Annotated in this window: 25 protein-coding genes; 17 read left to right on the forward strand and 8 right to left on the reverse strand. The window is 68.9% G+C overall.

The features are described 5' to 3' along the window. Positions 1 to 60: 60 nt before the first annotated feature. The 11 genes from D0D37_RS30550 (at position 61) to D0D37_RS30605 (ending at position 13,763) form a co-directional block, all read left to right on the forward strand. Positions 61 to 1,215: a DUF2207 domain-containing protein gene (locus D0D37_RS30550; protein ID WP_116204062.1), complete on the forward strand. Its 1,155-nt coding sequence runs from the start codon at positions 61 to 63 to the stop codon at positions 1,213 to 1,215. Further along, positions 1,212 to 2,732 (forward strand): DUF2207 domain-containing protein, encoded by a 1,521-nt coding sequence (locus D0D37_RS30555; RefSeq protein WP_116204063.1) that lies wholly within the window; start codon positions 1,212 to 1,214, stop codon positions 2,730 to 2,732. The genes D0D37_RS30550 and D0D37_RS30555 overlap by 4 nt, the downstream gene beginning before the upstream one ends. A 9-nt stretch (positions 2,733 to 2,741) precedes the next feature. Next, positions 2,742 to 4,034, forward strand: coding sequence for a M16 family metallopeptidase (locus D0D37_RS30560; protein WP_116204064.1), 1,293 nt, complete (start codon positions 2,742 to 2,744; stop codon positions 4,032 to 4,034). Continuing rightward, positions 4,031 to 5,422 carry a M16 family metallopeptidase gene (locus D0D37_RS30565; protein WP_116204065.1) on the forward strand — a complete coding sequence of 464 codons (1,392 nt, stop codon included), beginning with the start codon at positions 4,031 to 4,033 and terminating at the stop codon, positions 5,420 to 5,422. The genes D0D37_RS30560 and D0D37_RS30565 overlap by 4 nt, the downstream gene beginning before the upstream one ends. After that, the gene (gene nudC, locus D0D37_RS30570) at positions 5,422 to 6,429 is read left to right on the forward strand and encodes an NAD(+) diphosphatase (protein ID WP_116204066.1); all 1,008 of its coding nucleotides are present in this window, start codon (positions 5,422 to 5,424) and stop codon (positions 6,427 to 6,429) included. The genes D0D37_RS30565 and nudC overlap by 1 nt, the downstream gene beginning before the upstream one ends. 590 nt (positions 6,430 to 7,019) lie before the next feature. Beyond that, the gene (locus D0D37_RS30580; RefSeq protein ID WP_425266982.1) at positions 7,020 to 8,249 is read left to right on the forward strand and encodes an ROK family transcriptional regulator; all 1,230 of its coding nucleotides are present in this window, start codon (positions 7,020 to 7,022) and stop codon (positions 8,247 to 8,249) included. Between the two features lie 25 nt (positions 8,250 to 8,274). Further along, a complete protein-coding gene (locus tag D0D37_RS30585) occupies positions 8,275 to 9,651 on the forward strand; it encodes an extracellular solute-binding protein (protein ID WP_116204067.1) in 1,377 nt (458 codons plus the stop codon). After that, complete coding sequence (locus D0D37_RS30590) at positions 9,648 to 10,637, forward strand: carbohydrate ABC transporter permease (protein WP_116204068.1); 990 nt, start codon at positions 9,648 to 9,650, stop codon at positions 10,635 to 10,637. Before D0D37_RS30585 ends, D0D37_RS30590 begins: the two co-directional genes overlap by 4 nt. Then, positions 10,634 to 11,524 (forward strand): carbohydrate ABC transporter permease, encoded by an 891-nt coding sequence (locus tag D0D37_RS30595; protein ID WP_116204069.1) that lies wholly within the window; start codon positions 10,634 to 10,636, stop codon positions 11,522 to 11,524. Before D0D37_RS30590 ends, D0D37_RS30595 begins: the two co-directional genes overlap by 4 nt. Further along, positions 11,521 to 12,786 (forward strand): 6-phospho-beta-glucosidase, encoded by a 1,266-nt coding sequence (locus tag D0D37_RS30600; protein ID WP_116204070.1) that lies wholly within the window; start codon positions 11,521 to 11,523, stop codon positions 12,784 to 12,786. Before D0D37_RS30595 ends, D0D37_RS30600 begins: the two co-directional genes overlap by 4 nt. Continuing rightward, positions 12,783 to 13,763, forward strand: a complete 981-nt coding sequence (locus D0D37_RS30605) for an N-acetylglucosamine kinase (protein ID WP_116204071.1) — start codon at positions 12,783 to 12,785, stop codon at positions 13,761 to 13,763. Before D0D37_RS30600 ends, D0D37_RS30605 begins: the two co-directional genes overlap by 4 nt. A gap of 46 nt (positions 13,764 to 13,809) precedes the next feature. Here D0D37_RS30605 and D0D37_RS30610 read toward each other — a convergent pair whose 3' ends face one another. The 4 genes from D0D37_RS30610 to D0D37_RS30625 form a co-directional block, all read right to left on the reverse strand. Continuing rightward, a complete protein-coding gene (locus D0D37_RS30610) occupies positions 13,810 to 14,319 on the reverse strand; it encodes an SRPBCC domain-containing protein (protein WP_116204072.1) in 510 nt (169 codons plus the stop codon). After that, on the reverse strand, positions 14,316 to 14,657 hold the full coding sequence (locus D0D37_RS30615) for an ArsR/SmtB family transcription factor (RefSeq protein ID WP_116204073.1): 342 nt from the start codon (positions 14,655 to 14,657) through the stop codon (positions 14,316 to 14,318). The genes D0D37_RS30610 and D0D37_RS30615 overlap by 4 nt, the downstream gene beginning before the upstream one ends. A gap of 96 nt (positions 14,658 to 14,753) precedes the next feature. Then, on the reverse strand, positions 14,754 to 16,121 hold the full coding sequence (locus D0D37_RS30620; RefSeq protein ID WP_116204074.1) for a GntT/GntP/DsdX family permease: 1,368 nt from the start codon (positions 16,119 to 16,121) through the stop codon (positions 14,754 to 14,756). After that, on the reverse strand, positions 16,118 to 16,612 hold the full coding sequence (locus D0D37_RS30625) for a gluconokinase (protein WP_116204075.1): 495 nt from the start codon (positions 16,610 to 16,612) through the stop codon (positions 16,118 to 16,120). Before D0D37_RS30625 ends, D0D37_RS30620 begins: the two co-directional genes overlap by 4 nt. Positions 16,613 to 16,738: 126 nt before the next feature. On the opposite strand from D0D37_RS30625, the gene D0D37_RS30630 reads away from it, so the two are divergent. Together D0D37_RS30630 and D0D37_RS30635 are read left to right on the forward strand one after the other, a co-directional pair. Beyond that, positions 16,739 to 17,422 (forward strand): FadR/GntR family transcriptional regulator, encoded by a 684-nt coding sequence (locus tag D0D37_RS30630; protein WP_116204076.1) that lies wholly within the window; start codon positions 16,739 to 16,741, stop codon positions 17,420 to 17,422. Between the two features lie 26 nt (positions 17,423 to 17,448). Further along, positions 17,449 to 18,348, forward strand: a complete 900-nt coding sequence (locus D0D37_RS30635; RefSeq protein WP_116204077.1) for a cobalamin biosynthesis protein CobD/CbiB — start codon at positions 17,449 to 17,451, stop codon at positions 18,346 to 18,348. A 32-nt stretch (positions 18,349 to 18,380) separates the two neighbouring features. On the opposite strand, the gene D0D37_RS30640 is transcribed toward D0D37_RS30635, so the two are convergent. The 3 genes from D0D37_RS30640 to D0D37_RS30650 all read right to left on the reverse strand — a co-directional run bounded on the left by D0D37_RS30640 (position 18,381) and on the right by D0D37_RS30650 (position 20,400). Beyond that, positions 18,381 to 18,992: an FMN-binding negative transcriptional regulator gene (locus D0D37_RS30640; RefSeq protein ID WP_116204078.1), complete on the reverse strand. Its 612-nt coding sequence runs from the start codon at positions 18,990 to 18,992 to the stop codon at positions 18,381 to 18,383. 67 nt (positions 18,993 to 19,059) lie between these two features. Further along, complete coding sequence (locus D0D37_RS30645; protein ID WP_116204079.1) at positions 19,060 to 19,890, reverse strand: SURF1 family cytochrome oxidase biogenesis protein; 831 nt, start codon at positions 19,888 to 19,890, stop codon at positions 19,060 to 19,062. A 48-nt stretch (positions 19,891 to 19,938) separates the two neighbouring features. After that, positions 19,939 to 20,400: a low molecular weight protein-tyrosine-phosphatase gene (locus tag D0D37_RS30650; protein WP_116204080.1), complete on the reverse strand. Its 462-nt coding sequence runs from the start codon at positions 20,398 to 20,400 to the stop codon at positions 19,939 to 19,941. A gap of 40 nt (positions 20,401 to 20,440) precedes the next feature. Between D0D37_RS30650 and D0D37_RS30655 the strand changes: the two genes are divergently transcribed. The 4 genes from D0D37_RS30655 to D0D37_RS30670 all read left to right on the forward strand — a co-directional run bounded on the left by D0D37_RS30655 (position 20,441) and on the right by D0D37_RS30670 (position 25,083). Continuing rightward, on the forward strand, positions 20,441 to 21,259 hold the full coding sequence (locus D0D37_RS30655; protein ID WP_116204081.1) for a Nif3-like dinuclear metal center hexameric protein: 819 nt from the start codon (positions 20,441 to 20,443) through the stop codon (positions 21,257 to 21,259). Between the two features lie 17 nt (positions 21,260 to 21,276). Continuing rightward, positions 21,277 to 22,014, forward strand: coding sequence for a zinc ribbon domain-containing protein (locus tag D0D37_RS30660; RefSeq protein WP_116204082.1), 738 nt, complete (start codon positions 21,277 to 21,279; stop codon positions 22,012 to 22,014). Next, on the forward strand, positions 22,011 to 23,153 hold the full coding sequence (locus D0D37_RS30665) for a bifunctional RNase H/acid phosphatase (RefSeq protein ID WP_162834542.1): 1,143 nt from the start codon (positions 22,011 to 22,013) through the stop codon (positions 23,151 to 23,153). Before D0D37_RS30660 ends, D0D37_RS30665 begins: the two co-directional genes overlap by 4 nt. A gap of 184 nt (positions 23,154 to 23,337) precedes the next feature. Next, entirely contained in the window at positions 23,338 to 25,083 is a 1,746-nt protein-coding gene (locus D0D37_RS30670) for a hypothetical protein (RefSeq protein ID WP_116204083.1), read from the forward strand. On the opposite strand, the gene D0D37_RS30675 is transcribed toward D0D37_RS30670, so the two are convergent. Then, the gene (locus D0D37_RS30675; RefSeq protein WP_279630341.1) at positions 25,080 to 26,309 is read right to left on the reverse strand and encodes an SLC13 family permease; all 1,230 of its coding nucleotides are present in this window, start codon (positions 26,307 to 26,309) and stop codon (positions 25,080 to 25,082) included. The two genes, D0D37_RS30670 and D0D37_RS30675, sit on opposite strands and share 4 nt — an antisense overlap. Positions 26,310 to 26,325 lie beyond the last annotated feature (16 nt).

Genomic DNA, 26,325 nt, shown 5'->3' on the forward strand with positions numbered 1-26,325 from the left:
CGCCCCAACCTCCGGCTCCGCCGAAGTCCGACAACCCCTTCACCCCGCCGAGCTGAGGACATGCTCGCCGACGACGTCACCGTCACCACTGCCCAGGACGGTCAGCTCACCGTCATCGAGCGCGTCGTCACCGACGCCCCGGCTGTCCACCGCATCGCCGAGCGCGTACCCGTCACCGACGACGAGGACCGGCTCTACTCGATCACTGACCTGCAGGTTTCCGGTGCCGCCAAGGCCGACGGAACGACGATCACCGTCACCGGGCCAGCTACCGTGAAGTACACAGTGGATGGTGCGGTCGCCGCTGGCGGACAGGTGCGGTTTCAGCTCACCGGGGGCTGGGATCGGGCGCTCGACCGGGTCACTGCCGCCTTCAACGCGCCGGGAGTGTCCACAGCGGATTGTTACGCCGGTCAGCCGGGATCGTCCCGGCAGTGCACTTTCTCCGAACTGCGGAGCGGGGGAGCGCACGCCGAGCAGAACCTTCTGCGTCAAGGGGATCGGATCGACCTAGCCGTTCAAACCGGGCCGTTGCCGGAGAACGCCCGGTTCGTCCCGACGGGACCGTTGGCCGCCTTCGCGCCTGGATTTCCGACTGTCCTCAGTGGTCTGGCTTTGGTGCTGTATCTGCTCCTCGGTGCCAGCATGCTGCGTCGTCGCACCCGCCCGGCCGCTCTCGGCGTGCCGCCTGCGTACATCGCGTATGTCGCGCGTGGCGAACTCGACGTCACCGGCACGGTCCTCGACCTCGTCGCCCGCGGTCATCTGCACATCGACGACGGCCAGGTCACCCACAGCGAAGCCGATCCGCTCACGCCGTTCGAGCAAGCCGTCAAAGCCGCTTTCCCGCCGGGGCCGCTCGCTGCCGCGCGGCCGGATCAGGCTGAGCTGCAAGCCCTTCTCGACGCCGAAGCGCACCGCGAAGGCTGGTTGTCTGCGAGGCAGCCGTACGTGCGCCAAGCCGGGCTCGCGATAGGCGTTGCGGGTGTCGTGACCACCGTGGTCCTGGCCGCGACAGTCGGCGAGGCGTTGATCGGCGTCGCGCTCCTGATCGCCGGACTCGCCACCTTCGCCGCCGCCCCGCTAGTTCCGGCCCAAACCCGCCGCGGCCGAGCGCTGGGTACTCCGGGCGAACGCGTCAAATCCCCGCTGGCAGTTGAAATCGACGCGGTCCAGGCACTGGCCGAACGTCGCTCGGCGGTGTCCGCGCAGTGAAACTCGCCGCTCTGCTGACGATCCCGTTCCTCTGCGCGACTCCCGCTGCGGCGCAAGATCAACCGTCGCTGCCCGGACTGCCGCAGAGCGCCGAGGTAGCGCTGAAGGTCCAGCGTGACGGCAGTCTGTCCGTCACCGAAGCAGTCTCGGTTCCGCGCGACACCTCGATGACCCGCACGATTCCGTTGCGCGCCAACGCCCGTGTACTCGGCATCCGCGACATCAGCATCGAAGGCGCGGGCAACGCCGAAACCGGCAACGACCAGGTGACCTTCTACCTGCGCGGCGGAACGTCCGTGCTCCGGTACACAGTGGACGGTGCGGTCGGCACCAGCCTCGGCGTCGAGCACGTCACCTGGGACGTCGCCGGCGGCTGGGACACCCGTCTCGAACTGGTCCGCGCGACCTTCGCCGCGCCCGCTATCCCGGACGCGCTCAGCTGCCTCGCCGGTCCGCCCGACTCGACGTCTCGCTGCGGCGCCGCGCAAATCGACCACTCCGGTCTGACCCGCGTCTCGGTGCCCAACCTCCAGCCCGGCTCGCGCGTACAGCTGACCGCCGAACTCCCTGGCGGCACAGTTGCCGCGACAGAGCGTCTCGTCCCGGCCGGCCCCTTCTCCGCGACCGCGCCGGTGTGGTGGGCGTGGCTGGCCTTCGCCGTGCTGTCGATCGCCGGTGCCGTCGCGGTGTTCGTACGCCGCCGACGCGACCGACAGCCAGGCCGCGCCACCCCCGTGCAGCTTCTCGACAACGGCCGCTTCTCTTCACCGGACGGCGTGCTCCCTGGACACGTAGGCCTGCTTCTCACTGGACGTGTCAGTTCCGTCGACCTAGCCGCGACAGTCCTCGACCTATGCGTCCGTAACTACCTATGGGTCACCGAAGACGGCCCACACAACTGGGTCCTCGTACGCCGCAACCCGCCCGACGAATACCTAACCGCCTTCGAGCGCGCGGTGTACGCAGCCGCTGTCCCGGGCGAAGCCGCGACGCTCGCCGAAGTCCGCGAAGCAGGCGTAGGTGAGCTAGTAGCCGACATAGTCCGTCGCGGTTGGCTCTTCCCGAAGCGGCTGTCGAAGATCGGCCCACGGCTGTGTGGGTACGGCGTCTTCCTCACCGTCCTGCTGGCCTTCACCGTCGGTTACGCACAACTCGGGTTGGTCCTTCTCGCCACTGGCCTCGCAGTGACGGCAGCCGCCCGTCTCCTGCCAGGGCGGACGAAGGCTGGCCTAGACCTCCGAGACCGCCTGCTCGGCCTCAACGCACAGCTGCGCACGATGGAAGCGCCGGACGATGAACTGCTCGTCTCTCGCGCGCTTCCGTACGCGTACGCGCTGGGCGAAGCAGACGCTTGGCTAGTTAACGCTTGTTCGCTGTCGGCGTACTGGTACGGCACCTCCGCCGAGGAGGCGGTGCCGTTGGCGCGGACCAGGGGATTCGTGGCCGCACTGACTGTTGCTTTCGAGGGCGCGAGGCACCTCCGACCGGACGAGCCCAAGACGCCCGCGCCTGCGTAGGGTGGAGGCATGGCCGATCCCGAGCTCTTCCGTTTCACGATCGACAACGGTCTGCGCGTGGTGCTCGCTCCTGACCCGACCGCGCCGGTGGTCGGGGTCAGCGTGCACTACGACGTGGGCTTCCGCTCCGAGCCGGAGGGGTTGACCGGTTTCGCGCACCTCTTCGAGCACCTGATGTTCCAAGGCAGCGAAAGCCTGGAGAAACTGGCGCACTTCCGGCACGTGCAGTCCAGCGGCGGCACCTTCAACGGTTCCACGCACCCGGACTACACCGACTACTACGAGGTGCTGCCCGCGGCCGCGCTGGAACGCGCGCTGTTCCTCGAGGCCGACCGGATGCGCGCGCCGAAGCTGACCGCGGAGAACCTGGCGAACCAGATCGAGGTCGTCAAGGAGGAAATCCGGCTGAACGTGCGCAACCGGCCGTACGGCGGGTTCCCGTGGATCCTGCTGCCGCCGGTGCTCTACTCCACCTTCGCCAACGCGCACGACGGCTACGGCGCCTTCGAAGACCTCGAGGGCGCGACGCTGGACGACTGCGCCGCCTTCTTCGACACCTTCTACTCGCCGGCCAACGCGGTGCTGACCGTCGCCGGCGACTTCGAGGTCGAGGACGCGAAGGCGCTCGTCCAGAAGCACTTCGGCGACGTCCCGCACCGGCCCGCTCCGGTCCGCCCGTCGTTCTCCGAGCCGCTGCCCACCACGCAACTGCTCGGCGAGCACACCGACGCGCACGCGCCGCTGCCCGCGCTGGCCGTCGGGTACCGGATGCCGGACCCGATCAACGACCTCGACGGCTACCTCGCGTACCTGGTGCTGGCCGGCGTCCTCACCGACGGTGACGGTTCGCGGCTGCAGCAGCGACTGGTGCACGTCGAGCCGCTGGTGGTCGACATCGGCGCGGGCGCCGGGCTCTTCGGCCCGTTCGAGGCACGCGATCCGGACACCTTCACCATCACCGCGATCCACCCGCCGGAGGTGCCGCGCGAGCGCGTGCTCGCCGCGCTGGACGAGGAGCTGGAGAAGCTCGCGTCGACGCCGCCGGACGACCAGGAACTGAAGAAGGTCACCGCGCGCTGGGCGGCGAGCCTGCACGCGGAGCACGACCGGCTCGTGTCGCGCACGCTGGCGCTCGGCGCGTTCGAACTGCTTTACGGCGACGCGTCGCTGGTCTACCAGCTCGCCGACCGCCTGTCCGCGGTCTCCGGCGAAGCCGTGTCGGCGGCGGCGAAGGCGCTGCGCCCGGACGCGCGCGCCGTGCTCGTCGTGAAGCCCGCAAGCACCGAAGGGACGGAACAGTGACCTCGGCTGAACAGGTCAAAGCCGCACACCGCAGCGCCGAGGAGATCGGCCGCACCGCGACCGGCCCGCGCCCGCTGCCCGAGCTGGGCCACCAGCGCGCCGCCGCGGATCTGTCCCATGTGGACACCACGCTCTCCAACGGGCTGCGCGTGCTCGCGGTGCGCAAGGCGAGCGTTCCGATGGTCGAACTGCGGCTGTGGATCCCGTTCGCGGGCGAGGACCGGATGCACGCGGCCACCGCGGAGGTGCTCGCGGAAACCGTGCTCACCGGCACCGCGCGGCGCGACCGGGTGGAAATCGACGCCGAGGTCGCGCTGATCGGCGGCGACCTCAGTGCGGGCGTCGACCCGGAACGGTTGTACTTCGGCGGCACCGCGCTGTCCGACGGCCTGCCGACGCTGCTGGACGTGCTCGGTGACGTGCTCACCGGAGCCACGTACAGCGACACGGAGGTCGCGCGCGAGCGGGAGCGGCTGATCGAGCGCATCGCGGTCTCGCGGACGCAGCCGCGCACCATCGCGCGCGAAGCCCTGCAGAAGCACCGGTACGGCGACCACCCGGCGACCCGCGAGGTCCCGGAGGCGGAGGACGTCGCCGAGGTGACCGCCGAGCAGGTGCGCGCGCTGCACAACGCTTCGGTGCTGCCGCGCGGTGCCGTACTCGTGTTGGTCGGAGACCTTGACCCGCAAGCAATTCCGGCCGAACTGGAGCGCGCGCTCGGCGGCTGGAAGTCGGATCGTTCGGCCGTGGTGCTGCCGCCGCTGCCCGCGCTGACCGGCGGCAACGTCCTGCTGGTGCCGCGCGCCGGCGCCGTGCAGTCGCAGATCCGTTTGTCCGCGCAGACGGTGCCGCGCACCGATCCGCGGTACCCGGCGCTGCAACTGGCGAACCTGGCGTTCGGCGGCTACTTCTCCTCGCGGCTGGTCGAGAACATCCGTGAGGACAAGGGATACACCTACGGCGCGCACTCGGGCTTCGAGTTCACCGGCGACGGCGCGGTGGTCAATGTGGACGCGGACACGGCCAACGAGGTCACCGCGGCGGCGTACCTGGAAACCCGGTACGAGCTGTTCCGGCTCGGCACCGTGCCGCCGACGGCCGAAGAGGTCGAATCGGTGCGGCAGTACGCGATGGGCTCGCTCGTCACCGGCACGTCGTCGCAAGGCGGGCTCGCTGGGCAGCTGATGGCGCTGGCGTCGAACGGCCTCGGCATCGAGTGGCTGCAGAGCCACCCGGAGCGGCTCGCGGCTGTCACCGCGGAGCAGGTCGGCGAAGCCGCGGCGGAGTTCTTCGCGCCGGGCCGCTTCACCGGCGTCGTGGTCGGCGACGCGGACCTGCTCGCGCCGAAGCTGGCCGCGCTCGGAGTTTCGGCAAGCGAGAAGGACTGATGAGCGTTCCGTTCGAACTGGGGGCGCTGCCGACGCTGTCGCGTTCCACAGTGGACCGTCAGGAAACCTTGCGCACCAACCCGGAACGGCTCGCCGCGAAATGGTCGGAAGCCCGCGTGGTGCTGCTCGACGACACCGGCCGCACGCCGGTCGTCGAGGGCAGCTCCGCGCTGGCCACCCGCAAGGCGATGGACTTCGGCACCGAACCGCCCGCCGACGCCGTGTTCCTCGGCGAGTGGGAGGACGTCGACTACTGGTCGATGCCCGGCAGCATCGAGGGCGACGTCGACAGCGTGCGGCTGGCGGGCAGCTGGGGCGTGATAGAAGAAGTGCCGCGCGCCAACGGCGAGCTGTGGGTCGAGCTGCGCGGATACGGCGAACAGCTGGACGACACGTCGGCCGGGCTGTTCACCACCGCGCAGGCACTGCGGCACTGGCGGCGGCAGTCGCGCTTCTGCTCCCGCGACGGCTCGGCGACACAGCTGATCCAATTCGGCTGGGCCAGCCGCTGCGAAGCCAAGGGACACGAGGAATACCCGCGCACCGACCCGGCGGTGATCTGCCTGGTGCACGACCTCGACGGCGTCAACGGCTCGCACGTGCTGCTCGCGCGCCAGCCGATGTGGCCGCCGGACCGGTACTCGGTGCTCGCCGGATTCGTGGAAGCGGGGGAGTCCCTGGAGGGCTGCGTCGTCCGCGAAATCCGTGAAGAGGCCGGAATCGAGGTGGGGGACGTGCGGTATCTCGGCAGCCAGCCGTGGCCGTTCCCGCGCTCGATCATGCTGGGCTTCACCGCGCGGGCGGACCGCGACGCGCCGCTGGTCCCGGCTGAGGGCGAGATCGAGGAAGCGCTGTGGGTGTCCCGGGAGGACGTCCGGGCCGCGTTCCGGAACGCCGGGACCGGGGTTCCGACGCCGATCGCTGGCGGCGCGTCGAATCTGCTGCTGCCGGGGAACTCGTCGATCGCCCGGGTGATGTTGAAGGCTTGGGCGGAAGCTGAGGAATGACGGACGGGTGCGGGCCTGGCGCGTGGGTCCGCACCCGTTCGTTACCGGCTGGCTCGGTCTCGTGAGTGGCAATCCCGGTTCTAACCGGGATTGCCACTCACGAGACCGAGCGCCGACCGCAGCGCGGACTGGCTTCCGCGTGCGCCGGTCGTTATCGCGCGAGTAGAGCAACCCGAGCCCGTCGACGATCCCCGCCCGATCGCGACCAGCGTGGTCCGGAACCCGGTGACCGCAGCACCGTCGGCCGGTTGCAGATCGCGCTCGCGCACGTGGCTCCCGTCGAGCCACCACGGTCCGCGCCACCGCGCCACCGCGCCACCGCGCCACCGCAGCAGCGCGAAGACGGCCGGGGGCCAGCACCCCCGGCAACGCGCATCGCCTGTCCGGTCCCGGAAATCCCGGACCACCCCTCTCCGCTGGTCTGGACCGCGTACGGTCCGCGCTTGCCCGGTCACCCTGCGCCGGTCGCTGACATCTCGCGGTATCAAGCCGTTATCCCGCCGTTTCCCTAGCCCATTGACGGCGTGTGTCCGCGCTCACTACAGTCCCCGAAAACCGTCTGTAAAGTTTCCTAATAAAGGAGCAGCCAGGTGCGAGCCGGCAGTCCGCGAACGTTGCGCGAGATGAACGACCGCGCGGCGATCGAGGCGTTGCTGCGGAACGGGCCGCTCACGCGGGCTGAACTCGAGGCCGCCATCGGGCTGTCCAAACCCGCCACCGCGCAGTTGCTTACCCGGCTTGAGCAGGACAATCTCGTCGGCAAAGCAGGCGAGCGGGCCGGCGGCGGACGCGGGCCGCGCGCTCAGCTGTGGGCGGTCAACGGCGGTCTCGCGCACGTCGCGGCCGTCGATCTCACCCCGCGGGTCGCGGACTTCGTGGTCGCCGACGTCGCCGGGGCGATCCTCGCCGAGTACCGCGTGCAGCTTCCGGTGGCCGAGGACGCGGACGTCGTCGGGTCGTTCGGCCAGGCGCTGCGCCGGGTCACCAAGGCCGCGGGCATGCAGCTCGACGATCTGGCCAATGTGGTCATCGGCGCGCAGGGCGCGTTCGATCCGCGCACCGGATTGCTGTCCTCGGCCCCGCACATCCCGGGCTGGCTCGGGTTCGACGTGCCAAAGCGGCTGAGCGACGAACTCGGCGTCACGGTCAAGATCGAGAACGACGTAAACCTTGTGGCGGTCGAGGAAATGACCGTCGGCAACGCGCAGGATGTCGACGATTTCGTGCTGGTCTGGCTGTCCGAGGGCGTCGGCGGCGCGGTCGTCATCGGACGACGGCTGCTGCGCGGCGCGACCGGTGGCGGCGGCGAGATCGACTGGATGCGCGTGCCCGATCCGGCCACTGTGGACACTGGCGACAGCTGGCCGTCCGCCGGTGCGCGGTTCGGCAACTTGGTCGACTCGTCCGCGATCAGCCGGCTCGCCAAGGCGCACGGCATCTCCGCGGACAGCGGATGGGACGCCGTCATCCAGGCGCGGCACACGGCACACCAAGGGTTTCTGGACGATCTCGCGCGCCGCGTCGCCAGTGGTGTCGCGAGCCTCGTCGCGGTCGCCGACCCGCAGCTCATCCTGCTGTGCGGCGAGACCAGCCGCGCCGGCGGCGACGAGTTCGCCGGGATCGTCGCGGAAAAGCTGCACGAACTGGTCCTGCCGCGCACGCCCGTCGGCGTCGCTTCGGTGCAGGGCAACGCGGTGCGCGCCGGTGCGCTGCAGTCCGCGCTCGCCACCGCCCGTGAGGACGTCTTCGGCGTCGTCACCCCCACGCTCCTCGGGCCGCGTCGGTCCGCCGGAGAGCAAGCCCCGTCCCCGACCGAGTAGACCCACCCGAAGGACTGGAGGGTTCATGTCCGCTCCCACCCGCACCCGGAGGCTTACGCGCCGGCGCGGATCTCTGCTGCTCAGCGCCGTCGCGGCGAGCACGCTGCTGGCCACCGCCGCGTGCGGCGCCGCCGCGCCCGCAGGCGGCGGCGACGCCGCGGCGCCGCCGAACAAAGACGACAAGCTCACCATCACCGTCTACAGCAAGTTCACCGACCGCGAGTACGGCGTGGTCACGAAGGCGCTGGACAAGCTCAAGGCGAAGTTCCCCAACATCACCATCAAGCACGAGGGGAACCAGGACGACGACAAGCTCACCCAGTCGATCCGCGGCGGCAACCCGCCGGACGTGGCGATCTCGTTCTACACCGACAACCTCGGCGCGTGGTGCTCGACTGGCAGCTTCCAGGACCTGAAGCCCTACATCGAGCGGGACAAGGTCGATCTCGAGCAGATCCCGCAGGCGGTCCGCGATTACACGTCGTACCAGGGCAAGCGGTGCGCGATGCCGATGCTCGCCGACGTGTACGGGTTCTTCTACAACAAGACGCAGTTCGCGGCCAAGGGCATCGCCGGCCCGCCGAAGAACACCACGGAACTGTTCGAGGACGTCAAGAAGCTCACCGAGTTCAACGCGGACGGTTCGATCAAGACCGCGGGCTTCCTGCCGTCGATGCCGTTCTACGCCAACCAGGCGCAGTACTGGGCCCCCAACTTCGGGGCCAAGTTCATCGGCCCGGACGGCAAGTCGTCGCTCGCTTCCAGCCCCGGTTGGAAGGACATGTTCGAGTTCCAGAAGAAGCTCATCGACTTCTACGGCGGGCACGAGAAGGTCGAGAAGTTCAAGGCCGGTCTCGGTGACGAATACTCGAAGGACAACGGTTTCCAGGCCGGCAAGCTGTCGATGATCTACGACGGCGAGTTCCGCACCGCGTTCCTCAAGGACCAGGTGCCCTCGCTCGACTACGGCACCGCTCCGGCTCCCGTGCTCGACAGCCTGGCCGGCCAGTACGGCGGCGGGTTCGGCACCGGCACGATCATCGCGATCCCGAAGGGCGCGAAGAACCCCGGCGCGGCGTGGGAGCTGATCAAGCAGGCCTCGCTCGACACCGACACCCTCGTCGAGATGGCCAACGGCCTGAACAACGTGCCCAGCACCAAGGATTCGCTGAACTCGCCGAATCTGAAGATGCCGCCGCAGTTCAAGACCTTCACCGACATCTACAACAGCGGCAAGCTGGTCGCCAACCCGACCACGCCGATCGGCGACGCGTTCCTCAAGGCGGTCAACGACTTCGCCGAGAAGTGGCAGGCCGGTTCGGTGCCCGATCTTGAAGCGGGCCTCAAGAAGGTCGACGCGCAGATCAACGACGAGCTGGCGCAGAAGGGCGCCGGCGGATGACCACGCTCTCCGTACCGGAAACCGGAACCTCCTCCGCGCCGAACCAGGCGCGGAGGGGGTCTCCCCGGGCCAAGCGCAGGCGCACGGTGTTCTGGTTCATGGCGCCGGCCACCCTCGGGTTCCTCATCTTCTTCGCCTACCCGCTCGGCGCGACGCTGTTCTACTCGTTCACCCGCTACGACCTGATCAACCCTCCACAGTGGATCGGGTTCGACAACTACGTGCGCATGTTCACCAGCGAGCCGCTGGTGAAAACCGCCGCGTACAACACGTTGTGGCTCGTGATCATCCTGACCGTCTGCCGGGTGCTGTTCTCGCTCGGCGTCGCGTCGGTGATTTCGCGGCTGAAGTCAGGCGTCGGCATCGTCCGCACGCTCTGCTATCTGCCCGCGCTCGCTCCGCCGGCGGCCGCGACGCTCGCGTTCGTCTTCGTGTTCAACCCGGAATTCGGTCCGGTGAACCGGTTCCTGCGACTGGTGGGCATCGACGGCGGATTGTGGTTCAACAGCCCGGAAATGTCGAAGCCCGCGTTGACCCTGCTCGCGCTGTGGGGTTCGGGCGAGCTGATGATCATCATTCTGGCGGCGTTGCTGGACGTTCCGCAGGAGCAATACGAGGCGGCGGAACTTGACGGAGCCGGTCCGGTGCGCCGGTTCTGGCACGTGACGCTGCCGTCGATCTCGCCGGTGCTGCTGTTCGGCGTGGTCAATTCGATGATTTACGCGCTGCAGTTCTTCACCCAGGCGATCGTCGCGGCGTCCGCTTCGGCGGGTACGGCGGACGTCGCCGGGAACTCGAAACTGATCGGTGCGCCGGAAAACTCGACGCTGACGTATCCGATCTGGTTGTACGTGCAGGGTTTCCGGTACTTCAACATGGGTTACGCGGCGGCGATGGCCGTGCTGCTGTTCCTGGTTTCCGCAGGGTTCACCTGGATTCTGGTTCGGCAGATGCGTAAGACGCAACATCAGGAGGATGGGGCATGACGACGCTTTCGGCACCGCCGCGTCCGGCCCCTCCGGTGCATCCGCGGGAGAAGTTCAAGCGGCGCTGGGACAAGAAACTGTCCTTTATCGCCACGCACGCGGTCGGCATCGCGCTCGGCATGATCTTCATGCTGCCGCTGCTGTTCGTGTTCCTCACCTCGGTGATGAAGAGCGACCAGGCGATGACGTCCAGTCTGTGGCCCACCGAATGGCATTTCGAGAACTTCGTCGAGGTGTTCCGGAAGGCCCCGCTGCTGGAGTACTTCGGCAACAGCTTCCTGTATTCGGCGCTGGCGACGATCGGGGCGCTGGTCTCGGCGATCCCGGCGGCGTACGGGCTGGCGAAACTGCGGTGGCGCGGGCAGAACCTGTGCTTCATGCTCGTCGTCGTCGCGATGATGCTGCCGCCGCAGGTCACCGTCGTTCCGCTGTACGACCTGTGGGTGCGGCTCGGGTTCACCGGCACCTTGGTGCCGCTCATCGTGCCGTACTTCTTCTTCGACGCCTTCTCGATCTTCCTGCTGCGGCAGTTCTTCCTCACCATTCCGAAGGACTACCTCGAAGCGGCGAAGATCGACGGCTGCAACGAGTTCCGGGTGCTCACGCGGGTGCTGATCCCGATGGCGAAGCCGGGGATCGCGGCCACCGCGATGTTCTGCTTCCTGTTCACCTGGAACGACTATTTCGGCCCGCTGCTCTACACGGGCGAGAACAAAGACAACTGGCCGCTTTCACTGGCGATCGCGTCCTTCCGAGGCATGCACCACGTCGAATGGAACCTCACGATGGCCGCCACCGCGCTGATCATGCTGCCGGTGATCGTGCTGTTCGTGTTCGCGCAGAAGTCGTTCGTCAAGGGCATCACGTTCACGGGAGTCAAGGGATGAAACTGGCAGTGGTCGGCGGTGGGTCCACCTACACGCCGGAGCTGATCGACGGCATCGCCGGGCGGCGGGCCTCGCTCGACGTCGACGAGATCGTGCTGATCGACCCGGACGCCTACCGGGTAGAGGCGGTCGGGGATTTCAGCCAGCGGCTGCTGAACCATGCGGGACATTCGGCCCGCGTGCGCACCACCGCGAATCTGGAGGAGGGTGTCGACGGTGCGTCGGCGGTCCTGATCCAGTTGCGCGTCGGCGGGCAGAAAGCGCGTGCGTCGGACGAGACGTTCCCGCACCTGTGCGGTTGTGTCGGCCAGGAAACGACTGGTGCGGGCGGCCTGGCGAAGGCGCTGCGCACGGTGCCGGTGGTGCTCGACATCGCCGAGCGCGTCCGCAAGGTCGCCGGTGACGACACCTGGATCGTCAACTTCACCAACCCGGTCGGCATCGTCACCCGCGCGCTGCTGCAGGAGGGTCACCGGGCGGTCGGCCTGTGCAACGTCGCGATCAACCTGCAGCGCAAGTTCGCGAAACTGCTCGGCGCTTCGACCGGCGACGTCAAGCTGGTCCACACTGGACTGAATCACCTGAGCTGGGAACGCGGCGTCCTGGTCGACGGCGTCGACCGGCTGCCGGAACTCCTCGCGCAGCACGCGGAATACCTCGGCGAAGAGGTCAGCGTGCCGGTCGAGTGGATGCAGCGGATGAACGCCGTGCCGTCGTACTACCTCAAGTACTACTACTCGCACGACGCGCAGGTCGCGAAGCAGCAGACCGAGCGTCCGCGCGCCGAGGTGGTCAGCGACGTCGAGGAAGAGCTGCTGAAGATCTACCTCGACCCGGAGCAGGTCACGAAGCCGGAGTCGCTGGAGAAGCGCGGCGGCGCGTACTACTCGGAGGCAGCGGTGCAGCTCGTGCACGCGCTCACCTCCGGCGGTGGCGCCGAGGAGCACGTGGTGAACGTCCGAAACAACGGCACGTTCAATTTCCTGCCGGACGACGCGGTCATCGAGGTTTCGTCCACTGTGGATTCCGCAGGCGCGACCCCGATCCCACAGGCTCCGGTCGACCCGCGGTTCGCCGGCCTGATCGCCGGGGTCACGGCGTACGAGTACCTGGCACTGGACGCCGCGGTCAAGGGCGGCCGGGACCGGGTCGCGGACGCACTGCTCGCGCACCCGCTGGTCGGCCAGTACGCCAAGGCGGACCAGCTCGCGGACGAACTCGTCGCACGCAACCGGGATTTCCTGCCCTGGGCGCGGGCATGAGCGACACCGTCGTCGCGATCGACGGGGGGAACAGCAAGACCGAAGTGCTGGTGGTTTCGCGGGACGGTGCCGTGCTCGGCGCCTCCCGCGGCCCCGGCGTTTCTCCCCAGCGCGTCGGCGTCGACGGATGTGTTGCCGCACTGGAAGAATTCGTCCACGAAGCGCTCCGCGCCGGTGGGCTGCCGACCGAACCACCGTTCGCGGTGCACACTTCGGCCTACCTGGCTGGTCTCGACTTTCCTCGGGAAGAAGAGGCTCTGCACCAGGCTTTGTCGGCGCGCGGCTGGAGTTCCACTTTGGACGTCGGCAACGACGTGCTCGCTTTGTTGCGGGCCGGAAGTTCCGACGGCACCGGGGTAGCGGTGGTGTGTGGCGCTGGCATCAACGGCGCTGGCTTCGCGCCGGACGGTCGCTCTTACCGTTTTCCCGCGCTGGGCAAGTTATCCGGCGACTGGGGCGGCGGCTACCGGCTGGGCGAGGAAGCTCTGTGGTGGGCGGTCCGTGCCGAGGACGGCCGGGGTCCGCGAACGGCGTTGGAATCAGCGGTGGCGGAATACTTCGGTGCCTCGACGCTGCTGGATGTGGTGCAGGGCTTGCACTTCGAGGAGATCGACGCCGCGAAGATCCACGGCCTCTGCCCGCTGCTGTTCGAGATGGCCGCGTCCGGCGACGAGGTCGCACAGGACGTCGTGACGAGGTTCGCTGAGGAAGTAAGCCTGCTGGTGGCCGCGATCATGCGCCGCCTGGACCTCACGACGTCCGCTCCCGAGGTCATCCTCGGCGGCGGCGTGCTGACCGGCGTCGGCGAGTCCGTGATCGCGGACATCGAACGGCGCTGCCTGAAGGTGGCACCGCGGGCGCAGGTGCGCGTGGTCGAGGTGAACCCGGTGGTCGGAGCCGCATTGTTCGGTTTGGACAAGCTCGGCGCATCGGCGTCGGCGAAGGCCGCGTTGAAGGCCGCGACGCAACGCGCGTGAACTGTAGGGGTGGCTGCCCGGGTAAGGCAGCCACCCCAGCCTCGCGTCAGGCCGCGATGCCCTTGCCGGTCTCCAGAACCGACTTGAGGTCGGACAGGATCCACGCCCAGCCGCCGCCCGCGTTCTCGCCCGGGCCGGCGTTGACGTCCTCGTGCGCACCGGACACGAGAGCCGCGTGGTTGGGCGCGCCGGTGACGTCGTGGGTGACGGTGAGCCGCGTACCTGCGGTCTGCGTTTGCTCGATGTCGTAGGTGACCGTGGTGTACGGCTCGGCGACGAGACTGGGATCCATCTGCAGTTTCCACGTGATCACCAGCTTGCGCGGCGGATCGACCTCCAGCACTTCGCCGTCGAGGAGATCGCTGGTGAAGCCCGAATCGATGAACTCCTGGGTCGGCTTGGTGCGGTGCTTGCCGCCGCGCTTGAGGTCGAAGTCGGCCAGGCCGGTGTAGCCGTATTTCTGGGTCCATTCCGGCTTCGTGATGGCGTCCCACACCGCCTGCGGGGTGGCCTTGATGTACACGCGGTTGACCTGGACGGTCGTGGTGTCGCTCATTTTCCGGGCTCCTTCTGGGAATCTTCGGCTTCGAGCCGGGCTTTGAGGTCCAGCAGCGCCGAGGTGTGGTGTGCGGTGTACTTGTCGATCCAGCGGTCGTGGATCTGCCGGATCGGGATCGGGTTCAGGAAATGCCGCTTCTCCCGCCCCTCCTTGCGCGAGGTGACCAGTTCGGCCTCCTCGAGCAGCTTGAGGTGTTTCATCACCCCGAACCGGGACATGTCCACTTCGGACTCCAGCTCGGTGAGCGTGCGGCCGTCACGCGCGTAGAGCAGGTCGAGCAGGAACCGGCGGGTCGGATCCGCCAGAGCCTTGAAAACCAGGTCCTCGTCGGGCACGCACCGAGAATAGGTGACCAAAAGGTCACATGTCAACCAAGAGAACGGCCGCTGGGCTCCACGCAGCGTGAAGCCCAGCGGCCGTAGGCCGGGGCGCTAAAGCAGCGCGCCCAACGGCAGGATCAACGCGATCGCCACCACCGAGATCACTGTCTCCATCACCGACCAGCTCTTCAACGTCTGCCCGACTGACATCCCGAAGTACTCCTTGACCAGCCAGAACCCGGCGTCGTTCAGGTGCGAGAAGAAGAGCGACCCGGCACCGATGGCCAGCACCAGCAGTGCGTTGTGCGTCGGGTCGAGGGTCGCGGCCAGCGGGGCCACGATGCCCGCCGCGGAGACCGTCGCGACCGTTGCCGAACCCGTCGCCAGACGGATCGCCACCGCGACCAGCCAGCCGAGCAGCAGCGGCGACAGGTGCGCACCCTTGGAGAGGCTGGTGATCACGTCGCCGACCCCGGCGTCCACGAGGGTCTGCTTGAACCCGCCGCCCGCGGCCACGATCAGCACGATCCCGGCGATCGGGCCGAGGGAATCGCCGATGATCGAGGACAGCCGTTCCCGGTTCAGCCGCGCCGGGCGGCCCAGCACGACCATGCCGACGAGGACCGCCAGCAGCAGCGCGACGAGCGGGTCGCCGATGAAGTCGAGGACCCGGCGGACCGGGTTTGCCTTCTCCGCCAAGATGTCCGCGAGCGCCTTGGCCAGCATCAGGACGACCGGCAGCAGCACCGTGGACAGCGTCGCGAAGAAGCTCGGGCGGTGCTTTTCGTCGGTGCCTTCGGATTCCGGCACCAGCCGGGCGGGCGGCGCGGCGTCGGGCACCATCTTGGCGGCCAGGCGGCCGAACAGCGGACCGGCGATGATCACCGTCGGAAGGCCGACCAGCAGGCCGAGGCCAAGGGTGAGCCCGACGTTGGCGTTCAGCGAACCGGCGGCGGCCAGCGGGCCGGGGTGCGGCGGGATCAGGCCGTGCAGCACCGAGAGCCCGGCCAGCGCCGGGATTCCCAGCAGCAGCACCGGTTTCCCGCTGCGCTTGGCGACCAGCAGCACCACCGGGATCAGCATCACGAGGCCGATCTCGAAGAACATCGGCAGCCCGATCAGCGCGGCCACCAGCGCCATCGCCCACGGCAGCCCGCCGCCGCGGACCCGGCCGAGCACGGTGTCCACGATCCGGTCCGCGCCGCCGGAATCGGCGAGCAGTTTGCCCAGCATGGCCCCGAAAGCGATCAAGACGCCGACGGACGCGACGGTGCTGCCGACGCCGTTGGTGAAGCTCTTCAACAGCTTGTCCACCGGCATTCCGGCGACCAGGCCGAGCACGCCGGAGCCCAGCGTGAGCGCGAGCAGCGGGTGCAGTTTGACCTTGCTGATCAGCACCACGATCACGGCGATGGCGAGCACCGTGGCGAGGATCAGGCGGGTGTCGTGGCCGGTCCAGCCGGCGGCGAGGGTCGTCATGCGCGCTCCTGGAACGCTTTCAGCGCCGACGCGACGAGGTCGGCGGGCGGTCGGCTGATGTCGAGGGTCACTCCCGGCTCGTCCGCTTCCAGCGGTTCGAGGTCGGCGAGCTGGGAATCGAGCAGCGAAACCGGCATGAAGTGGCCGGTGCGGGTCTTCATCCGCTCGGCGAGCAGGTCGCGCGAACCGTGCAGGTGCAGGAACCAGACGTCCCCGCCGCCGCGGAGCACGTCGCGGTAGCGCCGCTTCAGCGCGGACGAACTCACGACCGCGCCGTTTTCGTGGTGCTTCCCGATCCAGGACGCGATCGCCGCCAGCCACGGCGCCCGGTCCTCGTCGTTCAGCGGGTGCCCGGCGGTCATCTTTTCGATGTTCGCCCGCGGGTGGAAGGTGTCTGCTTCGGCGTACACGGTCCCGAGCTGCTCCGCGATCGCTGTGCCGACCGTCGTCTTGCCCGAGCCTGATACGCCCATCACCACGATGACCGTCATCCGCACCTCCCACGTCTTTGTGCTCTGGAGAGTCAAACTCAAAAGTACTACTTAATCAAGAAGAAGTAGTACTTAATCGAATCAGAGCGCTAGGTTAACTCCGTGGGGACTGATCGGCACGAGGAGATGCTCGACGAGCTCGGCGCGGCCATCGCGAGCGGCGAGCTGGTGCCGGGCGCGGTGTTGCGCTCGGAGGAATTGCAGGAGCGGTACGGGACTTCGCGGACCGTGGCCCGCGAGGTCGTTCGGGTCCTCGAGACGATGGGGTTGACGAGCAGCCGCCGCCGCGTCGGGGTCACCGTCCGCGAGCCGGCCGAGTGGAACCACTATGACCCGAGGCTGATCCGCTGGCAGCTCGACGGCGCGGACCGGCCCGCCGCGCTGCGCACGCTGACCGAACTGCGCTCGGCCGTCGAGCCGTGCGCCGCCCGGTTCGCCGCGATCAGGGCGACTCCGGAGGAGCGCGGACGGCTCCGCGCACTGGCGGTGCATCTCCAGCGGACGGCGCGGGCCCGCGATCTCGACACCTTCCTCGGCCACGACGTCGCGTTCCATGATCTGCTGCTGTCCGCGTCGCGGAATCCGATGTTCGCGCAGCTGTCCTCAGTGGTCGCCGAAGTGCTCGCCGGCCGCACCGGGCACGGCCTGATGCCCGAGGAGCCGCAGCCCGAGGCGGTCGCGCTGCACGTCGAGGTCGCCGAGGCGATCGACCTGGCCGACCCGGTGCGCGCCGAACGCGCGATGCGCGACATCGTGGAGCAGGCACGCGACGAAATCGCCGCCGCCGTGTCGAGTAATCTCGGCGGCTGAATCGTCCACGTTCGGGGGGGCTACTGGTGAGCGCGGCGCGCGCGATCGGCTTGATTCTCGGTTTGGCCGCAGACGGTGCACTCGGCGATCCGCGGCGACGGCCGCCGGTGACCGCCTTCCGCCGGGTGGTCGTGGCCACCGGTTCACGGCGTGCGGCGGGCTTGGGAATCGCTGGCGCCGCAGTCGCTGCCGGAGTGCTGGTCGAACGCACCGGCCGCCGCAGCCCGGTGCTGCAGGCGACGGCTACCGCGGTCGCGACTTGCGCGGTCGTCGGCGCTGCCGGGCTGGCTACGCAGGGCACGGAACTGGCTCGCGATCTCGAAGAAGGCCGCCTCGAACCGGCGCGCGACACACTGTCCGAACTGGACCCGCGCGTGACTGACGGGCTCAGCACGATCGGGCTTTCCCGTGCGTCCGTGGAAACTCTGGCGGAAAACACGTCCGAAGTGGTCGTTACGCCGCTGCTGTGGGGTGCGGTCGCGGGCGTGCCCGGACTGCTTGCGGCGCGGACTATTGGACTGCTGCGTCGTCTGCTTCCTGGACACTGGGCTATTGACCGACTCGATGAACTCGTCCACCTTCTGCCGACCCGGGTCGCTGCTGCGCTGACTGTTGTGGGCGCGCCGGTTGTGGGCGGCTCGGCGGGTGGTGCGTGGCGGGCTTGGCGGCGGGACACGATCGCGCATCCGAGCCCGAATGCCGGTCGGGTTGAGGCGGCTTTCGCTGGGGCGCTGGAGATTCGCGTTGGTGGGCGGACTGAGTATCCGCAGGGTGTGGTGGAGTTGCCGGTGCTCGGGGTGGGCCGGAATCCGGATGCCGGGCATGTGACGCGTGCGGTGGAACTGTCCCGAGTGGTCGGGTGGCTGGCGGCGGGGACTGCGGTCGTGGCGGCGGTGTTGAGCGGGGTGCGCCGGAAAAGCTCGTGAGTGCTAATCCCGGTTAGAACCGCGATAAACACTCACGAGGTCTTCAGGTGCGCCACCGCCGCTGCGTCGTTGAACCCGTCCCTTTCGGACAGTCGCGCACTGATCCGCTGCCGGTCCTCGGGCTTCTTGTTCCCGCCGTACTTGAACTTCGCCCGCACGTCGGTCACCGTCAGCTCGATGCCGCGGATCCCGGGCAGCAGCCGCCGATCCGGAGCGTCCACAGCGGACACCGGCGTGCGCTTGCCGTCCGGTTCGAAGTGCGCCAGCTGGTGGTTCAGCAGCGCCGCCTTCTCGGCCGGATCGTCGACGAGCCGGACGTCGCAGGCCAGCTGCACACTCGCGTAGTACGAGGTGGGCACGCCGAGCGCGGGGTCGTCGGCGGTGTTCCAGTCCGAGCGGATGAACGCGTAATCGCCGGTCACCGTCAGCAGGGCGCGCGGGTGTTCCTCCAGCAACGGCCACACCGGGTTCGGCCGGGCCAGGTGCAGGCGGACGGTCGCGTCGCCGTCGAAGGCGAAGTGCGTCGGCACCACCACCGGGAGGTCACGGCCGCGGCCGCCGGCGACCAGCTCGCCGAAGTCGTGTCCGGCGAGCCAGTCCCGCCATTCGTTCTCGTCCGCGGCGTCCCAGGGGTGGATCAGCATGCCGCCAGTATCAACGCCGCAAGTGGCCCGGACAAAGAGCCATTTTCCGGTGAAACGACCAGGCCACTCAGGCGGTCGGCGTGTACTCGTCCTCGTCTTCGGCGAGCATCTCCGCGACGGACTTGCGCCGTCCTGGTTGCGGACGCTCGGTCGTCAGCGCGCCGCCCGGACGCAGCTCGCGGATCGTGAAGTACAGCCAGCCCAGCAACGCCATCGTGCCGAACGCCAGCCACTGCAGCGCGTACGAGAAGTACGGCCCCGACTCCAGCTGCGGCAGCGGCAGCGCCTTGAGCACGCCGGGCTGGTTCCCGTCGAGCTGGAAGTAGCCGGGCCGGATAGTGAGGCCAGACGACTTCGCCACCACGCGCGAGTCGACGGTGTAGCTCTGCAGCTTCCCGTTCGTCGACGCGTCGGCGAACGCTTCGCGGTTCTTCGGGTCTGTCTCGTCGCTTCGCACGCGTGCGACGACCGTGACCTGTCCGCCCGGCGCCGCCGCGTACGGGAGCACGCCGGAGTTACTGCTGAGCCCGACGTAGCCGCGGTCGATGAGGTACACAGTGCCGTCGGTGGCGCGAAGCGGCGTGAGGACCTCGTACGCGCCTTCGCCCTGCACAGTGCGCAGGCGCGCGACAACTTCGGCGGAAGGCAGGTACGTGCCGGTGATGGACACGAGGTGCCACTCGGTGTTCTTGTCCGGTTTCGTCCCAGGCGGCAGCAGCTGCGCCGCGGGAGCCGGTTTCGCGGTGAACGACGTGGTCAGCGCGTTGTTCTGGGTGACCTGTTCGCCGTCGCGACGGAATTGCCACGGGGCCAGCAACGTGTAACAGCAGATGGCGAAGGTGAACACCACCACTGTCAACGCCAGCCATCCCGGCCGGAGCAGAAACCGCAACCGCACCCCTCTACGGTAGGCCGTCGCGTTCCGTGCGCGCACCCGGACCGGACGTCACGCCTGTTCGCGGACCCAGTCCAGCAATCCCGGCACGCTCTGCTCGATCATTCCGAGCACGTCCTCGAAGCCGTCGTCGCCGCCGTAATACGGGTCCGGCACCTCAGCGCCTTCCGGGGCGGAGGGGTCGAAAGAACGCAGCAGCCGTACCCGCGAAGGGTCTTCGACGCGGGACTGCAGGAAGCCCAGGTGGCTCTCGTCGGCGGCGAGCAGCAGGTCGGCTTCGAGGTCTTCGTCGCTGACCTCGGCCGCGATGTGCTCGGTGGGGTAGCCGTGCGCCTTCAACGTGGCGCGCGCCCGCCGGTCCGCGGCCTCCCCGACGTGCCATGGTCCGGTGCCTGCGCTGGACACGCGCACGGTGTCGGAGAGGCCCGCGTCGGCGAGCTTTTTGCGGAAGACCAGCTCCGCCATGGGGGAGCGGCAGATGTTTCCGGAGCACACAAACACCATGGAAGGCATGGTCGGAAGTCTCCCAGAGCGATCGTGCGAGGATCCCCAGGTGCCTGCATTAGCCGAGATCATCGCCGTCCTCGAACGCAGTTACCCGCCCCGGCTGGCGGAAAGCTGGGACGCGGTCGGGCTCGTCTGCGGAGACCCGGCCGAGGACGTCGCCCGCGTGCTGTTCTGTGTCGACCCGGTCGAGGAGACCCTTGCCGAGGCCGAGGAAATCGGTGCCCAGTTGATCGTCGCGCACCATCCGCTGTTGCTGCGCGGCGTGCACGGCGTCCCCGCGGACACCGCCAAGGGCTCGCTCGTGCACCGCATGATCCGCGGCGGCATCGCGCTGTACTGCGCGCACACCAACGCCGACTCGGCCGACCCCGGCGTGTCTGACGCGCTCGCGGAGGCCATCGGGCTCGAGGTCGACCGGCCGCTCGACCCGCACGAACCGGGCGGTGCCACCGGGATCGGCCGGATCGGGCATCTGCCCGCACCGGCGCCGTTCGCGCAGTTCGTCCAGCGGATCGCCGATGCGTTGCCAGCCACTGTGCCGGGCGTGCTCGGGGCAGGGGACCCAGACCGGCTGATCCGCACCGTCGCGGTATCGGGCGGCGCGGGCGACTCGTATCTCGCGAAGGCGACGGCTGAGGGCGTCGACGCGTACGTGACCGCGGATCTGCGCCACCATCCGGCCGGCGAACACCTCGCCGCCGCGTCCACCGTGCCCGCGCTGGTCGGCCTGACGCACTGGGCCAGCGAGTGGCCGTGGTGCGGACAGGCCTCGGCCCTTGTCGGCGCGGCCTTTGCGGGTACCGTCGAAGCTCACGTCTCCACGCGGTGCACCGACCCGTGGACCATCCGCGCTACCACCCAGTAACTAAATCAGGGAGCACAGTGAAGGCCGACCCCGCCGTCCAGCGTCAGCTGCTCGAACTCGCGAAGGTGGACGCTGAGCTTTCGCGCACCGCGCACCGCCGCCGCACCTTGCCCGAGCTTGCCGAGATCGAGGCCGGGGAGAAGGCCGTCCGGGACAAGCGCGACGCGCTGGTGTCCGTCCAGACCGCGTCCTCGGACCTCGACCGGGAAATCGCCCGGCAGGAGAAAGAGGTCGAATCGGTGCGGGCGCGCGTGGACCGCGACCGCAAGCTGCTGGAATCCGGATCGATCGGTTCCAAGCAGATGACCGATGTCGAGCACGAGCTGCAGACGCTGGGCCGACGGCAGGGCGCGCTCGAGGACGACCTGCTGGAGCTGATGGAGCAGCGCGAGGCTCTGGGTCTGGACGCGCAGCGCACCAGCGCCGAGGTCGAGAAGGCGGCGCAGGCGGTCGAAGCCGCGGTAGCCCGCCGCGACGAGGCGTTCAAGGACCTCGACACCACCGAGGCCCGGCGCAAGGAAGACCGCGCGAAGCTGCTGCCGCGCTTCCCGGAGCCGCTGCTCAAGCTGTACACCCGCGTCTACGACCACAAGGGCATCGGCGCGGCGCTGCTGCGGGCCCGGCGGTGCGGCGCCTGCCAGCTGGAAATCGACCGCAACGCCATTTCCGAGATCAAGTCCGCGCCCGAGGACGCCGTCGTGCAGTGCGAGAACTGCGGCGCGATCCTGGTCCGCACGCTGGAGTCGGGCCTGTGACCGAACGGGCGATCGTCGAGGCGGACGGCGGCTCCCGGGGCAACCCGGGTCCGGCGGGTTACGGCGCGGTCGTGAAAGACGCGGTCACCGGCGAGGTGCTCGCCGAACGCCACGAATACCTCGGCATCGCCACGAACAACGTCGCGGAGTACTCCGGGCTCGTCGCCGGGCTCGCCGCGGCCGCCGAACTCGGGGTGTCCATTGTGGATGTCCGGATGGATTCGAAGCTCGTCGTGGAGCAGATGTCCGGGCGCTGGAAGATCAAGCACGCGGCGCTGCAGCCGCTCGCCGCGCAGGCGCGCGAGATCGCGGCGGGCTTCGACCGCGTCGGCTACACCTGGATCCCGCGCGCGGAGAACTCGCACGCCGACCGGCTCGCGAACGTCGCGATGGACAGCGCCGGGTCCGGCGCCACCTCGTCCGCCTCGGTCGCGAAGGCGCGGCCGAAGGTCAAGGTCGCCGAAGCGGACCGGGTGTCCCCGGCGGGCTGGACCGGAGCCCGCGGCACGCCCACCAAACTGCTCCTGCTGCGCCACGGCCAGACCGAGATGTCGGTCGACCGCCGCTATTCCGGGCGCGGCGACGTCCCGCTCACCGAGCACGGCCGGGGCCAGGCCGCCGCGGCCGCCAAGCGGCTGGCCGCGATGCCGGGGCTGATCGGCGAGGACGGCGAACCGGCTCCGATCATCTCGTCGCCGCTGATCCGCACCAAGCAGACCGCGCAGGCGGTCGCCGACGCGCTCGGCGGCCGGGTCGAAACGCACCCCGGGCTGATCGAGACCGACTTCGGCGAATGGGAAGGCCTCACCTTCGGCGAGGCCGCGGAACGGGACCCCGAACTGCACCGTTGCTGGCTGAGCGATTCGTCGTGCCCGCCGCCCGGCGGCGAGAGCTTCGACGCGGTCCATCAGCGGGTCGGCCAGGCCCGGCGAGACCTGGTCGAGCGGTACGACGGGCGCACGGTGCTCGTGGTCAGCCACGTGACGCCGATCAAGACCCTGCTGCGGATGGGGCTCGACGCCGGGCCGTCGCTGCTGTTCCGCCTGCACCTCGACCTGGCCTCGTTGTCGATCGTCGAGTTCTACCCGGACGGCAACGCCTCGGTCCGCTTGGTCAACGACATCTCGCATCTGTCCTGAACCGGACAAATGTGAGGTGGATCACGGTCGGGGATGACGTGTGAAACGGCCCGGATGAGGTATTGGCTAGAGTGCGGTGTCGACCGCGGCGCCGCGGCGCGGGTCCCGGCCGGGGGACTTCAAGGGGGGCGCAGGCTCGTGCGTTTCTTCGGCAGCATCCGCAAGTGGAAACAGTGACGAGGACATGACGGCTAGCGCACTCACCGCAGTATCGGAGCCCGACCTGCCGGGGGAGGAGACGACCGACCCGCCCGCGCGGTTCAAGCTCAGCTGGCTGGCGTCGACGCTGGCGGTGCTGGCCGGTGTGGCAGCGGTCGCCTGGCACGCCACCCGCTACGGGCACTGGATCGTCGACGACGCCGCCATCACGTTCTCCTACTCGCGCAGCGTCGCCGAGGGCCTCGGCCCGGTGCTGGCCCCCGGCCAGCCGCCGGTGGAAGGCTTTTCGGACCCGACCTGGATGATCCTGCTCGCGCTGGGCAAGGTCGCCGGGGTTTTCGACAAGGGCCTGCTGTTCGGCATCCCGGACTACGTGCTGTTCCCCAAGCTGCTCGGCCTGTTCTTCGCCGCGGGCATCCTGGTGCTGTGCCACGTGGTGGCCCGCCAGGTGTTCCGCAGGCACGCGTGGGCGATCACGCTGGCCACCGGCCTCGGGCTGGCGGCGATCCCGTCGTTCGTGATCTGGGTCGTCTCCGGCCTCGAGAACTCGCTGTTCGCGTTCTTCACCACCGCGCTCGCCGCGCTGCTGTTCACCGCGCTGCGCAAGGAAAACTCGCTGTCGTTCAAGGTCGCGATCCTCGCGGGCGTGCTCGTCGCGGCCGCCGCGCTGACCCGGCCGGAAGGCTTGATCTACGCCAGCGCGTACCCGATCGTCCTGCTGTTCGGCGTGAAGCGCGAGGGTTTCTGGCCCAGCTTCCGCTCCGCGCTGGTGTCCGTCGCGGCCTTCGCTGTGCTGTTCGGCGGCTACGTCGTGTGGCGCTACACGGAATTCCACCGGCTGCTGGCCAACCCGTCGGTCGCCAAGAAGCAGGGCTTGCCCACCTTCGGCTCGCTCATCCGGCCGTACCAGCTGGTGGAGTACGCGGGCATCGCGCTGACGCTCGTGCTGATCGCCGTGGTCGTCTGGGCGCTGCTCAAGGCACCGTGGCGACGTCCGCTGATCGGGCTCGTCACGCCGCTCGCGCTCGGCGTGATCGCGTACGGCGTGATGGTTCCGGACTGGATGGCGCAATACCGCTTCGCGACGCCGGTATGGGTGCTCGGCACGCTGTGCGGCGTCATGGCCATCGCTGAACTGCTGCGTTCGCTCACGCAGGTGCGCTGGCGCGCGCTCGCGGCTCTGGTGCTCGTCGCCGCGTCGGTGCCGTCGGCGATCGGCTTCGTGCAGCAGTCCGACGAATTCATCAAGAGCCCCACCGTGCCCGCGTGCCTGATCGCCGACCGGTTCGGCCGCGGCTTCAACACTTATGCGGACATGCTCGGCCTGCAAAAGGCGTCGCTGCTGCTGCCGGACCTCGGCGGCTCGTCGATGACCAGCCGTCTCGAACTGGTCGACATGGCCGGGCTGGTCAACGCGCCGATCGCGGACCTCACGCACAAGGAAGACATCGAGGGCCTGCGCAACTACGTGTTCGACACGGTGAAGCCGACCTTCATCCACTCGTGGGGCCCGTGGGCGGACGGCAACGGCATCACCGTCGACCCGCGCATCGACCGGGACTACGTCCCGATCCTGGTCTACCCCGGCCCGGGCAAGCGCAACGGCGACTTCGTCCGCAAGGACGCGGTGACCGATCCGGCGAAGCTCGCTGCGGTTCAGCACTATGCGCAGGTGACGATGATGAACGTGGAAGCGCAGCGGTTCGGGGATGGTTTGGATGACTGTGGTCCGACGTTGGCGCGGGGGAGCACGATCGCGCCGCGCGGTTAGAGCGCCAGCCATAACGCGCACGTCGCCGCAGCCAACGACAGTGGCGTCGTGAGCGCGCCGAGCTTCAAGAACTCCCGCACCGGCGGATGCTGTCCGTGCCGCACGACGACACGGCGCCACAACAACGTCGCGAGCGAGCCCAAGTACGTCGCGTTCGGGCCGATGTTCACGCCCAGCAGCACGGCGAGCAGCACACCCTGATTCGGGTGCGGGCCGAGGACCGACAGCAGGATCAGCGTCGCGGGAAGGTTGTTGACGACGTTCGCCAGGACGGCCGCGATGGCTGCGGCGAGGAGCAGTTCGGGCAGCCCGGCCGTGGTCGGCAGGAGAGTGCGCAACAGACCGCCAAGGACGTGCTCGTCGACTGCTTCGACGACCACGGCGAGGGCGAGCACGAAGAGGATCAGCAGCGGGGACGCTTCGGTGATCACCTGCCAGGGCCGGATCTTCCGTTCCGCCAAGGCTTTCGCGGCCAGCACAAGCGCGGTCAGCGCGGCGATCCAGACTGGTTCGACGTGCACCAATTGCCCGGTCGCGAATCCGGCCAGCATGACCGCCAGCACCACGTGGGTGAAGACCGGCGCTTCGCGGTGTTCGGGCCGGCGGGTGCTGGCCGGTTCGCGGAGGTCCTTGCGGAAGAACCAGGCGAACGCGGCGAGTTCGACGGCGAGTGTGACGAGCCAGGGCAACGCCATCAGCGCGGTGAAACCGGCGAAGGTGAGGCCGGAAGCGGTGAAGGCGAGCAGGTTCGTCAGGTTGGAGACGGGGAAGAGCGTGGACGCCGAGTTGGCCAGATGCGCGCACGCGTAGACGTGCGGGCGCGCGGTGAGTTTCAGTTCCGCCGCAGTAGCCAGGACGACCGGGGTCAGCAGGACGACGGTGGCGTCGAGGCTGAGGACAGCGGTCACGATCGCCGCTGCGGCGAAGGTGAGCAGCAGAAGCCGAGGCTGACGTCCGCGGCAGATCTCGGCGAGTTTGGCACCTAGCCAGGTGAAGACGCCCTCGGCGGCGGCAAGGTGGCTGACCAGCAGGATTGCTGCGAGAAAGCCCATCGTCGGCAGCATCTGGACGACCCGCGCGCCTGCTTCGTGCGGCGAAGTCAGGCCGAGCGCGAGGACGACGCCGGCGGCGGGGACCGCGAAGACGGCTTCGGGGAGGCCGCGCGGGCGCGCCATGGCGAACCAAAGCGTTCCGGCCAGAAGAAGCAGGGACAGGGCACCGTTCACGCCCGAACGCTAGCTG

It is taken from the genome of Amycolatopsis circi, assembly GCF_003385235.1.
In the GTDB taxonomy this organism is placed as follows: domain Bacteria; phylum Actinomycetota; class Actinomycetes; order Mycobacteriales; family Pseudonocardiaceae; genus Amycolatopsis; species Amycolatopsis circi.

Excerpts from the sequence above, each read along its gene's own strand:
- nudC (WP_116204066.1), top strand. The coding sequence starts at position 5,422 with ATGAGCGTTCCGTTCGAACTGGGGGCGCTGCCGACGCTGTCGCGTTCC.
- D0D37_RS30585 (WP_116204067.1), top strand. The coding sequence starts at position 8,275 with ATGTCCGCTCCCACCCGCACCCGGAGGCTTACGCGCCGGCGCGGATCT.
- D0D37_RS30605 (WP_116204071.1), top strand. The coding sequence starts at position 12,783 with ATGAGCGACACCGTCGTCGCGATCGACGGGGGGAACAGCAAGACCGAA.
- D0D37_RS30595 (WP_116204069.1), top strand. The coding sequence starts at position 10,634 with ATGACGACGCTTTCGGCACCGCCGCGTCCGGCCCCTCCGGTGCATCCG.
- D0D37_RS30600 (WP_116204070.1), top strand. The coding sequence starts at position 11,521 with ATGAAACTGGCAGTGGTCGGCGGTGGGTCCACCTACACGCCGGAGCTG.
- D0D37_RS30630 (WP_116204076.1), top strand. The coding sequence starts at position 16,739 with ATGCTCGACGAGCTCGGCGCGGCCATCGCGAGCGGCGAGCTGGTGCCG.
- D0D37_RS30560 (WP_116204064.1), top strand. The coding sequence starts at position 2,742 with ATGGCCGATCCCGAGCTCTTCCGTTTCACGATCGACAACGGTCTGCGC.
- D0D37_RS30620 (WP_116204074.1), bottom strand. The coding sequence starts at position 16,121 with ATGACGACCCTCGCCGCCGGCTGGACCGGCCACGACACCCGCCTGATC.
- D0D37_RS30550 (WP_116204062.1), top strand. The coding sequence starts at position 61 with ATGCTCGCCGACGACGTCACCGTCACCACTGCCCAGGACGGTCAGCTC.
- D0D37_RS30640 (WP_116204078.1), bottom strand. The coding sequence starts at position 18,992 with ATGCTGATCCACCCCTGGGACGCCGCGGACGAGAACGAATGGCGGGAC.
- D0D37_RS30650 (WP_116204080.1), bottom strand. The coding sequence starts at position 20,400 with ATGCCTTCCATGGTGTTTGTGTGCTCCGGAAACATCTGCCGCTCCCCC.
- D0D37_RS30670 (WP_116204083.1), top strand. The coding sequence starts at position 23,338 with ATGACGGCTAGCGCACTCACCGCAGTATCGGAGCCCGACCTGCCGGGG.
- D0D37_RS30590 (WP_116204068.1), top strand. The coding sequence starts at position 9,648 with ATGACCACGCTCTCCGTACCGGAAACCGGAACCTCCTCCGCGCCGAAC.
- D0D37_RS30625 (WP_116204075.1), bottom strand. The coding sequence starts at position 16,612 with ATGACGGTCATCGTGGTGATGGGCGTATCAGGCTCGGGCAAGACGACG.
- D0D37_RS30610 (WP_116204072.1), bottom strand. The coding sequence starts at position 14,319 with ATGAGCGACACCACGACCGTCCAGGTCAACCGCGTGTACATCAAGGCC.